The sequence below is a fragment of the Streptomyces sp. NPDC058701 genome (assembly GCF_042715295.1).
Classification (GTDB): domain Bacteria; phylum Actinomycetota; class Actinomycetes; order Streptomycetales; family Streptomycetaceae; genus Streptomyces.
The window spans coordinates 1-11881 of record NZ_JBHXSY010000085.1 but is presented as its reverse complement, the minus strand read 5'-3'; the positions used below and the strand labels follow the sequence as shown (position 1 = coordinate 11881).

Genomic DNA, 11881 nt, shown 5'->3' with positions numbered 1-11881 from the left:
CACCCGTTTCCAAGAACCCAGCACGCGTGTCACCAACGTCCCGGGACAACACATCGAGGCCCTCAGCTCCAGCAGCGAGGTCAGTGCTGTGGCGCGCCGCCCGTGGAGCACGGACCGCCCGGTTCCCGGGTCCTTGGCCTGAGCGGCCAGCAGGACTCCGTGGCACACCGCCGCCACGGGCATGTCCCGGTCCCGGCGAAACACCTCGGAGAAGAACCACTGGGCGGTTCCGTCCTCGAGCATCGAGCGCGTGCCGAATCGTGCGTCCAGGGTCAAGCGCGCGTGGGCGCCGCGCTCCCCGACGGGTCATTAAGGGGGAGAGCACGGAAAAACCGGTCGGTGAGTCGGCGGTCGGCGAGGGCGACGTGGCCGTCCGGGGTGGCGAACCGGACGTAGTACCTGGCTGATCGGAGGGGCTCCCAGGGCACTGCCGTCTCCGTCATCGTAGTCGCACGCAGGGAGCAGAAACACGATCACGGGTTCTCCCGTGGGTCCCGGCCGGGAAGCGTCGGATGGGGGACGCTCCGGCCGGTGGTGCGCTTCCCGCCCGCACACTAGGCGAGGAGGGCGTCGCCGTCATTCGCGCCAGGGGCCAGGTGCTGTGCCCCCGGTACCGGCCTGGTGTAGCCGGCTACGGGTCCCGGGCCTCCCTCGGAACGGCCGGGTACACCCGCGTGGGGTGTTGAGCCGTTTCGCGTCGATCCGCCACTGATGGGGCGCACGGCAGCCACCGCTTCCCCGAACGTGTAAGCCCTAGGCTTCTCGCCCCGCGTCGCGGCGAACACCACGGGCGGACCATGCTAGTGGGCCGCCCAGGCGGTACGGGCAGGACGACTGCGTATTCTCCCCGTACCGCGTCGTGCGCGTACGAACCGCTGGTGTGGGAGGCGTCCGGGGCGCCGGAGGCCCTTGCACAGGGCCCCGGCCGGGCGGGCCGGGGCGGCGTCCCGACGGGGGCGGGTGCGCTGGGACGCGCCGTCAGGGGCGAGGTGACGCCAGTGGGGGTCCACCGGTCGGGCCCGGCAGCCACATGTCGGGTCCGAACACCTCGTAGTGGATCCGATCGTCCGCGAGGCCCGCCTTCTGCAACTGGGTCCGCGCGTCGTGGAGGAAGGGGACGGGGCCGCACACGTACGCGTCGGTGCCGGGCGTGATCTCCACTGTGGTTAGGTCGGCCCGCCCGGGCAGTTCCTCGGGGTGCTCCGGCCGCGGCTCCTCGTACCAGAACCGGGCGCTGCCGCCCGGCAAGCCCTCGGCGAGCTTCCTGTGTGTGTCCGCCCGCATGTGGCTGGCGTGCGAGCGGTCCGCGTGGACGGCCGTGACGCCCCGCTGGTGCCCCGTCGTGTTCAGGTGCTCCAGCAGCGAGAGCATGGGAGCCGCCCCGATGCCGGCGGACACCAGGAGCAGAGGGCCCGGATTCTCGGGCAGGACGAGATCGCCGAAGGGTGCCGAGAGGCTGACGAGATGGCCGCACTCGACCCGGTCGTGAAGGTGGCGGGAGACCTCGCCGGCCGAGCCGTCCCCGTCCTCACCGGCGACCCGTTTGACGCTAAACCGCCAGGTCGGGCGCCCGGGAACACCGCACGAGAGGGAGTACTGGCGTATCTGCCGCGCCCCGTCGGGCAGGTCCACCTGCACGGACACGTACTGGCCGGGCACGAACCTCGGCACGGCAGCGTCGTCCGCGGGCACCAGGTGGAAGGTCGTGATGTCCGCGGTTTCCTCGGTGCGCCCCACGAGCCGCCAGTCCCTCCAGCCGCGCCAGGCGTGCCCGTCCAGGACCCGCTGCTCGTACAAGGCGTGCTCCCGGTCGGCGAGCTGGTCAGCCATCAGCCAGTACACCTCGTTCCACGCCGAGGCGACCGCGGGCGTGACGGCTTCGCCCAGCACCTCGCCGATCGCGCCGAAGAGGTGCTCGTGGACCACGGTGTACTGCTCGCGGCTGACGCCGATCGCCGCGTGCCGGTGAGCGAGACGCGACAGGAGCAGCTCCGGCGGGTCCTGCGGTCTGCTGATCACGTGGGCGGCGAAGGTGGTCACGGCGCCAGCCAGCGCGGTGGCCTGCGCTCCGGATGCCTGGTTGGCGCGGTTGAACACGTCCCGCAGCAGTTCGGGATGTGCGGAGAAGAGGCGGGCGTAGAAGTTCTGCGAAATGGCCGGGAGAGCTGCAGAGACCGCCGGGAGGGTCTGGGCGACGGTGCTGGCCGATTCTGAGGAGAGCATGCGTTCCCTTGGATGGTCGTCGCGACAGGGAGCTCCCGGTCCTCGCGGGCGGTGCCGGTGCGAACCCCGGCCCGCGCGGCGGAGCCGGGGGCAAGGAGTAGTCTCGAAACGCTGACGATCCTCAGGTAGAGCAATCGCTGCTCACAGCAGCGGACGTCAGCAGGTCAGGCGCGGTCCGCAGAGCGGCGCGCCCTGGCCAGGGTGAACGCGGCCCGAGTGCCCCTGTCCCTGACGGTGTGCGCCCCGCGAGCCGTCCGCCGGTCAGCACGCTAACGCGCCGGCCCCAGCGGCGCAGGGCGCCGCGGTCGATGTCGATGTCGAAGCCGAGCCCGGGAGCGGTGGGCAGAGTGATCCCCGGTCGTGGGCGAAGCGCCCGGCCAGCAGCGCGTCTCGCAGGGCCGGCGTCCAGGGCGGCGGAGAAAGCGGGTATTCCAGGTGCCCTCCGGGATCGCCCCCGCCGGTCATCAGGTGGATGTTCACCGCGAAGCCGATGCCGTTGGTCCAGGTGTGCGGCGTGTAGGCGACGCCCTGGTTGCGGCATTCGTCGATGGTGCGCAAGGTCTGTGCGACGCCCTCCGTGAAGACGGCATCGGGTTGAAAGGCGTCGTAGCATCGCCGACGGATCATCATCCGCAGTTCGGGCCAACCGGAGGTGTGGAGTTCTCAGCCGGCGATGGGCAGCCGCGCCGCCGCCGTCAGTGCGCTCAACGCTTCGTACTCGTCCATGGCGAGGGGCTCCTCGAGCCATGCCACACCCAGGTCGGCACAGGCGTCGGCGAAGTGGCGGGCCCGGATCGGATCCCACAGGGGCGCGGCTGCGAGGGCGCTTACCCGCCAGCCCTGGTTGGCGGCCACGCCGATGCGGACCCTGTCCTCGAAGGCCTCTCGTACGGCCCTGACCTGGGCGATGTCCTCTTCGAGGGACATGGCGTGCACCCGCAGCTTGACGGTGTCGAAGCCCTCCTCGATGCGGTCGGCCACCTCCTGCACGCGGTCGGCCGGCTCGCGCAGTTTCCCCGTCGACGCGTAGAGCCGGACGGACGGTGGACGCCACCCAGCAGCTGGTAGAGCGGCACGTCCGCCAGCTTCGCCTTCACGTCTTAGAAGGCCGGTTCGATCCAGGCGTGGCGTTGGCCGAGGTAGGCCATCTCCCGCCGGCGCTGCTGGACGACGGCCGTCTCCTCGGGGTCGACCCCGAGGAGGTAAGGACCGATGAGATCGCCGAGCCCGCCCGTTTCCGCCCCATGGCCGGCCCGGCGGACCACCCTTCCACACCGTCGTCGGTGACCAGACGGATCAGGTCGAACCGGTTGTGGGTTGGGGGTACCCGGAGATCCAGGCGGGCCGGAACGGCGTGGGCAGCGGGACGACGACGTGGTAGTGCACGAGGGACAAGGTGGGTTCCTCCCCTAGCGTGAGCAGGAGCCTAGGGACGGAGGAGGTGGTCCGCATTGACCATCGGGGCCGCTGCGTTGACCGTGCGTCGCACGCGCACCGCCGGTCGAGCGGTGGACGCAGACTGCGAGTGCGAGTGGTCGTCCACGCGACCTCGAAGCCCACGGGGTCGCAGACGTCGCGGAATCACGAATCCGCGGCGACAACGCCGCGACCGGTTCTCATACGTGTGCGGAGTTGGCCCGTGGCGGCCAGGTGTCGGGAGAGAGGATCCCTAGTGCGTAGGCACGTGCCACGAGTGCGGTGCGGGTGGACGCGCCAAGTGCTGTGCGCAGGCGGCCCAAGTGGTAGTCCACCGTCTGCCGGGAGACACCCAGGGCTTGGGCGATCCCCGCGTTACTCGTGCCGGACGCGAGCATGACGAGGATCCGCTCCTGGGTGGGCGTCAGGTGAACGTCCGGATTCCGGGGGCCGCCCAATCGGTTCGCCACCACCCAGACGGCCTGCGGCCCCGTGCCCACGGCGGTGATGCGAAGCCGCGTCCGCTGCACTCGGCCGTCCGCGGTCACGAGCAGGGCGTCCGCTCCGGCGCTCCGGCGGCGTCCGCCGACCACGTCCGCCCACGCCCTCTCCAGCCTGGTGTGCACGGTATCGGTCGCCAGGACCGACACGGCGGGCCGACCGACGAGTTCGGAGACGCGGACCCCGATCAGTTCCGCCGCCGCCGGGCTGGCCTCCCGCACCACCGCGTCGCAGCTGAGCCGCAGGCAGGCCAGGCCACTGTGGTCTCGCAGGGCGCGCAAGTCGGCTTCGATCCGTCCGCGGTGGTCGAGCACGTCGACGTACACGGTGATGTCGATGTAGACGCCGGCGACGCAGACCTCGCCCTCCCAACGGGTCGGGAACCGGAAGCCGACCGCCTGCCCCGCGCTGCCGTCGGCGCGCTGGAAGGTCAGGGTGTGCCGGATGGCTTTTCCGCCGGCCAGCACCTGCGCGTCGAGAGCGACGAAGCGACTGGCATCGAGCGCCCCGTCGACGTCGCGGACATGGTGGCCTATGACGGCTTCGCGCGTGGTGCCGTACAGATGGGCGTAGGCGTGGTTGACCCAGACGTACCGGCCCTCGCGGTTGCGGACGAACGCCGCGGCGGGCGTCAAGTCACCCAGGTGGGTCGCCTGCCGGTCGGTCTCTTCGGGCAGGGGCGTGCTCCGTGGCAGGCTCAGGACGGGACGGTGGGGGACCGGCCTTGATAACTCGGGTTCGCGCACATCTGCTCCTGAACGTGGTCGGCTGGATCGGCGACGCGGTGCCGCTACGGATGGTGAAGGTTTCCGCAAGGGTGCCCCATGGTGTCCGATCCCGTTCTCAGGGACGGCCCGTGCACCGCTGCCGTGCCATTGCTTGAGCTTGTTGATGCAGCGCTCGACGGTGTTCCGCTGCTTGTAGGCCTCGCGGTCGAAGGCGGGGGGACGGCCGCCGAGTCGGCTGAGACGTTTGCGGTTGGCGGCCTGGCCGGCGGGCTGTGGGATGACTGCCCGGATTCCGCGGTGCCGCAGGTGGGAGCGGATCGCGCGGGACGAGCAGGCCTTGTCGGCCAGGACCACGTCCGGTCGCTCTCTCGGCCTGCCGACCGGCCGCGGAACCCGTGAACGGGTCATGACCGGGAACGCGGGTGCGTCACCGGCCTGGCCGGGTGTGATGAGGAAGGCCGGAGGCCGGCAGCGGTTGTCGGCGGCCAGATGAACTTTGTGGTCAGTCCGCCGCGGGACCGTCCGAGGGCATGGTCGGCGGGCTCGCCGTCCGGGGCCCCTTTTGACGGGCCCCGGCGGCGTGCTCATGGGCACGGACGATGGCGGAGTCGACCGCCACGACCCAGTCCAGGTCGCCTTCGGCGTCGGCCTGCGCGAGCAGGGCGGTGAAGACCCTCTCCCAGGTCCCGTCCGCGGCCCACTTCGCAGCCGGTTGTGGGCTCCCTTCCACGACCCGAAGTGCTCGGGCAGGTCTATCCACGGTGTCCCGGACCGGTACTTGAACGCGATCGCGTCGATCACCTGCCGGTGACCACGCCACCGCCCACCCCGCTTCGGCGTCCACTCCGGCAACAACGGCTCGATCCGCCCCCACTGCGCGTCAGTCAACGACACACATCAACCAACGATCAGATGATCCGAAGGAAACGGCCTAGCCCATGGAGCAGCTCGCGCGCGTCACCGCGGCGGTGTCCGGCTCTGGCATTTGCCTGATGGGGTGGCGCGAGGATGGGCCGTCGAACCCCCCGCGCGCTGGTTCGCTAGAGGGGTCGGGCCGACTGTTGGCCCGCCAGACCGTGATCCGTCTTATATGTGATGACACGTCAGAGAAATGTCGACCGAGGAGCTGTCTGCCGTGACCTGTGTGCTGTACGTTCACGCCAAAGGAGGCCCGCCGCCGAGCCACGCCCTGGCCAGGGTCGCGGCGAAGGCGACGGTGCACCTGCTGGCCTTGGCCGAGCCGCCCGCGAGCATCGCCGCGGAACTGGCCCAGTGGTGCGCCTCGGTGACGCGAACCGTCCGGGGTGAGGAACGCGACCTGGTGGATGTCATCGTCGAACGGGCACGGGAAGTCGGGGCCGAAGCCGTCATCACGTTCTCCGAGTACGCAGTAGTGGCGGTGTCCCAGGCGTGCCTGCGGCTCGGGCTTCGCGGCGCTGGCAGCTCGGCGGGCCTCGCCCGAGATAAACGACTCATGCGGATCGCATGGGACGTCCACCGCGTCCCACAGCCGCGGTTCCGTGCCGTGACGACCCTGGCCGACCTTCAGGCGGCCGCGGCCGAGCTTTCCCCACCGCTCCTGCTCAAGTCGGCGTGGAGCGCTGGCTCCACCGCTCACCAGGTCATAAAGACTCCCGCCGACGCCGCTGGGGCATGGGAGCGGTCGCGCCAGGTCATGGAGGAGTCGGCGGACCTCGGTTACGCGGAGCTCTACGTCCCGGGAGCGCGGGAGGACTTCGTGGTCGAGGAGATCGTAGAAGGGGACGCCCGCGGGTGGTTCGCGGGCGAGGGTTGGGGCGACTACGTCAGCGTCGAAGGCGTCGTGGCCGACGGGATCTTCCATCCGGTCTGCCTGACCGGACGCATGCCCACCGTGACGCCGTTCACTGAGCGGGCCGGTATCACCCCCGCGGCCATGACCGCCGGGATCCAGGACCGGATCGTCGACCTCGCCCGTCGCGCCGTCGACGCCCTGGGGTTGGAGGACTGCGGGACCCACACCGAGATCAAGCTCGGTGCGGACGGCCGTATGTGGGTGATCGAGACGGCCGCCCGGTTCGGCGGTGCCATGACCGTCCCCCAGGTCGAGCAGGCCTTCGGCATCGACCTGGTGGGCGGATTGACCGACCAGCTCCTCGGCCGCGATCCGGGCTGGCCGGCGCGCGTCCAGGACGCGCGCGACGCCCGCGGGGCATCCGGGTCTCTGGTGGTGCTGGCCGTCCACGCCGACGGCACGCCGTGGTCGGAGCGACGCACCTGGCGGACCGAGGACATCGTGCGGTCCGCGCCCGTGACCCCAGGCAACGCCTTCGGCGTAGTCGTCGAAAGCTCGCTGCCCGACGGGGAGCTCGTGCCCGAGTACGACCCGGCGGCCGGCGCCAACACGATGGCCGGTCTCTGCACGCTCTCCGCCGACGACCCCCAGTCCGTCCTGGACGACCTGGCCGCGGTGATCGACGCCATGCCGTCGATCCTGCGCGCGCCCCGCACGAGGGGTTCCGTCGTATGAGCGCCTCCCCGGCCCCCCGCGCTCCGGAGTCGGCGCCGGACCGCACCGCGGTGGGCGTCAACCTCACCCTGCCGCTCTTCCGCCAGCTGTCGGGCGTCCTGGCGGGGCAACCGTACCTCAAGGTCGTCATGGACCGGGCGGAGGGCACCTGGCACCTGCTGGACACGTCCGTCCACCCCTTCCACGTCGACTACATCGCGGTCCGCATCCTGGGGATGACGCAGCAAGAGCTCGACGCGGACCTGGACGCCTTCAACGACTCCGTCTACACCGATCCCCGACGGCGTTTCGCGTTGGGGGTCCTGTCCCTGCACTCCGCTACCGGTGTGGCCGGGCAGGACGAGGCCTTCATGGTCCTGGAGACCACGGAGGCTGACACTATGGGCGCCGCACTCATCGAGGAGTTCTACACCTTCGTCCGCGACCAGCTCGACGGCCGGCTGCCGCTGCTGATGAAGCCGGCCAACCACGGTCAGGAGCAGGCCCTCGTCGCCATCGGCGACACCCGCGTCCCGCGCATCCTCGGCCACGAGCTGTTCGGCAGTCGCACCCGCACCTGCCTCAACCCCGGTGAGACGGTCGGCCGGCTGCGCCTGTTCCGGACCGAACGGGAGTACCAGGAAGCCGTTGCGGGACTCGTGTGGTCCGACATCGTCGCGATGCCGCGCCTCCCGGACGACGTCCCCCGGGTTTCCGGCTTCATCAGTACGCAGCCCACCACGCCGCTGTCCCATACCAACGTCCTTGCCGCGAGCTGGGGGATCCCCAACGCCATCATCCGCGACCTCGACGAGCAGGCGCAGCGGGAGAGCCTCGACGGCTCCTGGGTCCGCTACGAGGCCGGGAAGCACGGAGTGACCCTGACCGCGTTGGCCGAGCAGCCCCTGCTGCGCCGGCCAGCATGGGAGCGACTTCGCGTGCGCATCGACGCCCCGGTCCTCGGCGACGCGCCCGTCGTGCCCTTGCACGCCTTGCGCCGGGCCGACCGCGACCGGTATGGCACCAAGGCGTCTAACCTCGGCGAACTGCACCATGTGCTATCGATGCCGGGGCCGGACCTGCTCGGCTTCTACGCCCGCCCGCGCCCGCCCCGCCCGGACCTGCTGAACCACCTGGAGAGCAGGCTCGCGGACCGGGGCGCCAGCCCGGACCGCCTGCGCGGCGCTGTCGCGGAGCACCTCGCCGCGACGGTGGGCGCCCCCCGGGGCTTCGCCCTGCCCTTCCGGCTCCAGCACCTCTTCCTGACGTCCTCTCCCGCCCTCCAACAGACCATCGGCAAACTCAAGATGGCACTGGAGCTGGAGGCCTCCGACTCCGTCGACGCGCTGTGCCTGCACCTCCAGGCGCTCATCCGGGCGACGCCCGTGCCGTCGGGGGTCGCCGAGGCCATCAGCCGGCCCTTGGCAGGTCTCCTCTCCTCAGGGCGGAGGCTTGCCGTCCGGTCATCCGCCAACGCCGAGGACCTCGCCGGCTTCTCCGCGGCGGGCCTCTACGAATCGGTGACCACTGTGCGTGGGGTCGAACAACTGCTCGGTGCCGTCCGCCAGGTCTGGGCCTCGTTGCTCTCGCCGCGCAGCGTCCGCCTCAGGCACCAGGCCGGCATCTCCCTGGAAGACACGTACATGGGCGCGGTGGTGCAGGAATACGTTCCGGCCGAGATCGGCGGCGTGATGGTGACCTGCGATCCGACCCGCCCCGACGATTTCCGCAACGTCTACCTCAACTGCGCGGCGGGTTCCCCGGAGAGCGTGGTCGACGGCACGGTGATGCCGCAGCAGTACCTCTTCAACACGGTGGAGGGCGGCGGCCGCACCCTCGACCTGGGCTCGGCGCCGCAGGACCTGCCGGTCACCACCCGCGCGGCACTGGGCGAGCTGGCCCTCGCCGGCCGCCTCCTGCAAGGGCATTTCGGCGCCGACGACCCGGACCAGCCGCTCGACATCGAGTGGCTCATGACGGCCGAAGGAGCTTTCCAGGTCGTCCAGATACGGCCGTACACCCGATGAGGCGCTGGTTCCGCCCCCGAACGGCCCTGCGCCGCGGGTCTGCCCCGCCTCCGGCGGCGCAGCGGACCATCCACCTCAACAACGGCTTCCAGCTGTTGTTCAACCTGCTCTGGTGGATGCCGGTGTTCTACACCTACCAGCGTGCCGCCGGACTCTCCGACGCCGAGGTGTTCGGCATCCAGAGCATCTATTACGTCACGTTCTGCCTCTTCGAGGTACCGACGGGCATGATCGCGGACCGTCTCGGAGCCCGGGCGTCCCTGGCAGCCGGGGCCGTGGTGATGACCGCGGCCAATCTGACCCCCGTCATCGCCCCCTCCTACACGGGCTTTCTGGTCCACTTCCTCGCCGTGGCCGCAGGGCGGTCGCTCACCTCGGGCGCCTCGAGCGCCTACCTCTACGACACCCTCCAGGAACAGGGGGCGGGTGTGCACTACGTGAAGGCGGAAGGCACCGCACGTTCCCTCGGGCTTGCCGCGAAGGTGGCCTGCTGGCCCCTGGTGGGACCGCTGATGGGTTACGTACACGAGGCGCCCTACGTCCTGAGTGCGGCCAGTGCAGCCGCTTCCCTCGGCTGCGTTCTGGCTCTGCCCCGCCGTGCTGCGGACGGGCCACCCGTACGGGTACGGGGAGGGGGCCGGACGGTCCGGCGGGGCGGGACGCTCGAAGCCCTGCGCATCCTACGGGGATCGCCCGTCTTGCTCCTGTTGATGGTGCAGGGCGTGGCCGTCTTCACCCTGGCTCGGCTGTGCCAAGTGAACCTGTTCCAGCCGGTGCTGCTGCACCATGGGGTGGGCGACGGGGCACACGGCGCAGCGCTCGCAGCCATGACCGTGGTCGAGGCAGCCACCTCGGCGCGCCCCCAGCTCCTGGGACGCCGGCTGTTCCCGGCTGCCTGGGTGTCCCTGCTGACCGTAGCCCTGGCCCTGACCCTCGCCGCCACCACGCTGCGCGGCCCGGTGACGGCGGTCGTGCTCCTGTGCGTGTTCGCCGGCACCACCGGTCTCGTCTACCCGGTGCAGCGCAAGTTGCTGAACGACGCCATCCCCAAGGGCGCGCCGCGGGCCACCCTCTTGTCGGTGGAGAGCATCCTCGACCGGGGTGTCTGCGCCTTGGCGGCGATCGCAGCCGGAGAGTACCTGGCAGCCGACCGCCTTGACGCGCTGCTGTGGCACAGCGCCGTTGCGACCTGCGTCCTGATGGCAGTACTGCACCCGTTCCTGCGCCGCAGGGGCGCACCGGTCGCCCCAGTGCCCCCTCCGGTGCACGCCGCGTCCGGTCCCCCCGCGCGGAGCATGTAACCGGCTCACCGCAATGGGCTGCGGCTGCAGTGGTCGGGGGTGGACCAGTGTTTGCTGGTCCTGGTCAGCCACCGCTCGGCGTTCGGGGCCCTACACACGTGCTTGCCCGGATCCACGGCACGGACCGAGGCGGAGGGGGAACCGGGAGGAGACCAGGCTCCTGCGGCCGGGGAACCGAGGCCCTGGCTCAGCGCGTGGGACAGGGGCGGCGGCCCGCCGAGCACGGTCGCAAGAGGCGGCCGCACACGAAGGACCACTGCGCCGGGTACGGGCGCAGCGGTCCTGGAGCGGGAGGGATCAGCCGAGCGTGGAGAAGAAGGACGGGCTGACAGCGTCCTGGAGGCGCCAGGCGCCAGGCCGCCGCAGGGCCGACCTCGTCCGCGGTGCGTGCGACGGCACGTGCTGCCCGTACCGCCTCCTCGGGGTGGCGGGTGACGCGCGACGCGAGTTCCAGAGCCGCCGACAGGGCTCCGCCGTCCTCCGTGATCCTGTTGACCAGCCCGTGGCGGGCGGCGGAGGCCGCGGTGACGGGATCGCCCGTCAGCAGCATCTCCATCGCCAGGTGGTACGGGTACCTCGCCGGCAGCCGTACCGCCCCGCTCTCGGCCGCGATCAGCCCACGGGTGACCTCGGGCAGTGCGAAGAGCGCGGACGCGCCGGCGACGATCAGGTCGCAGGACAGGGCCAGTTCCATGCCGCCGCCCACCGCTGCCCCCTCCACCGCGGCGATCAGCGGCTTGGTCAGCTGCGCCCGCGTCAGTCCGCCCAGCCCGCGCCCGTCGACGGCGGGAACGCCGTGGACGGGAAACTTCTTCAGGTCCATGCCCGAGCAGAAGTGGCCGCCGGCTCCGGTCAGTACGCCGGCTCGCAGCGCGGGGTCCCGGCACAGTTCGGTGAGGGCGCCGTCGAGGGCCCGTGCGGTTGGCACGTCCAGGGCGTTGCGGACCCGCGGGCGGTTGAGGGTGATGATCAGGACGTCGTCCCGCCGTTCGAGGAGCAGCGAGTCCGACTCGATCGGGGAAGCCATGGTGTACCTCCAGGGCGTGCAGAAGCGTACGAGTGGGAGACCCCCATTTCGCCCATATCGGCGCCACGTTCGGGGCTTCGACGAAACCTTCGCTCCCACTCCTGTGGGAAATCAGTTAGAACTGCTATCGGAATGACTTCAGGCGTCGCCAGCAGATGAGCGAGCAGGCG

The 11881-nt window shown here is 70.9% G+C and carries 7 protein-coding genes and 3 pseudogenes; 3 read left to right on the top strand and 7 right to left on the bottom strand.

Going from position 1 to position 11881, the window contains the following annotated elements:
* From ACFWW8_RS37200 to ACFWW8_RS37175, 6 genes and pseudogenes are all read right to left on the bottom strand, one after another.
* Positions 1 to 243, bottom strand: a pseudogene (locus ACFWW8_RS37200) (hypothetical protein); the annotation flags it as partial.
* A 735-nt stretch (positions 244 to 978) separates the two neighbouring features.
* A complete protein-coding gene (locus ACFWW8_RS37195) occupies positions 979 to 2223 on the bottom strand; it encodes a globin domain-containing protein (RefSeq protein ID WP_386537015.1) in 1245 nt (414 codons plus the stop codon).
* 261 nt (positions 2224 to 2484) lie between these two features.
* Positions 2485 to 3204 (bottom strand): annotated as a pseudogene (locus ACFWW8_RS37190) (enolase C-terminal domain-like protein).
* Between the two features lie 119 nt (positions 3205 to 3323).
* Complete coding sequence (locus tag ACFWW8_RS37185; protein WP_386537013.1) at positions 3324 to 3488, bottom strand: hypothetical protein; 165 nt, start codon at positions 3486 to 3488, stop codon at positions 3324 to 3326.
* A gap of 351 nt (positions 3489 to 3839) precedes the next feature.
* Positions 3840 to 4775 (bottom strand): helix-turn-helix transcriptional regulator, encoded by a 936-nt coding sequence (locus ACFWW8_RS37180; protein ID WP_386537018.1) that lies wholly within the window; start codon positions 4773 to 4775, stop codon positions 3840 to 3842.
* 111 nt (positions 4776 to 4886) lie between these two features.
* A pseudogene (locus ACFWW8_RS37175) lies at positions 4887 to 5762 on the bottom strand (IS5 family transposase); the annotation flags it as partial.
* Between the two features lie 241 nt (positions 5763 to 6003).
* On the opposite strand from ACFWW8_RS37175, the gene ACFWW8_RS37170 reads away from it, so the two are divergent.
* From ACFWW8_RS37170 to ACFWW8_RS37160, 3 genes are read left to right on the top strand one after another with little or no spacing between them, the layout of a single operon-like run.
* On the top strand, positions 6004 to 7377 hold the full coding sequence (locus ACFWW8_RS37170) for an acetyl-CoA carboxylase biotin carboxylase subunit family protein (RefSeq protein WP_386537010.1): 1374 nt from the start codon (positions 6004 to 6006) through the stop codon (positions 7375 to 7377).
* Entirely contained in the window at positions 7374 to 9383 is a 2010-nt protein-coding gene (locus ACFWW8_RS37165; protein ID WP_386537007.1) for a PEP/pyruvate-binding domain-containing protein, read from the top strand. Before ACFWW8_RS37170 ends, ACFWW8_RS37165 begins: the two co-directional genes overlap by 4 nt.
* Entirely contained in the window at positions 9380 to 10684 is a 1305-nt protein-coding gene (locus ACFWW8_RS37160; protein ID WP_386537004.1) for an MFS transporter, read from the top strand. The genes ACFWW8_RS37165 and ACFWW8_RS37160 overlap by 4 nt, the downstream gene beginning before the upstream one ends.
* A gap of 187 nt (positions 10685 to 10871) precedes the next feature.
* Here ACFWW8_RS37160 and ACFWW8_RS37155 read toward each other — a convergent pair whose 3' ends face one another.
* On the bottom strand, positions 10872 to 11711 hold the full coding sequence (locus ACFWW8_RS37155) for an enoyl-CoA hydratase-related protein (protein WP_386537002.1): 840 nt from the start codon (positions 11709 to 11711) through the stop codon (positions 10872 to 10874).
* Between the last annotated feature and the right edge of the window lie 170 nt (positions 11712 to 11881).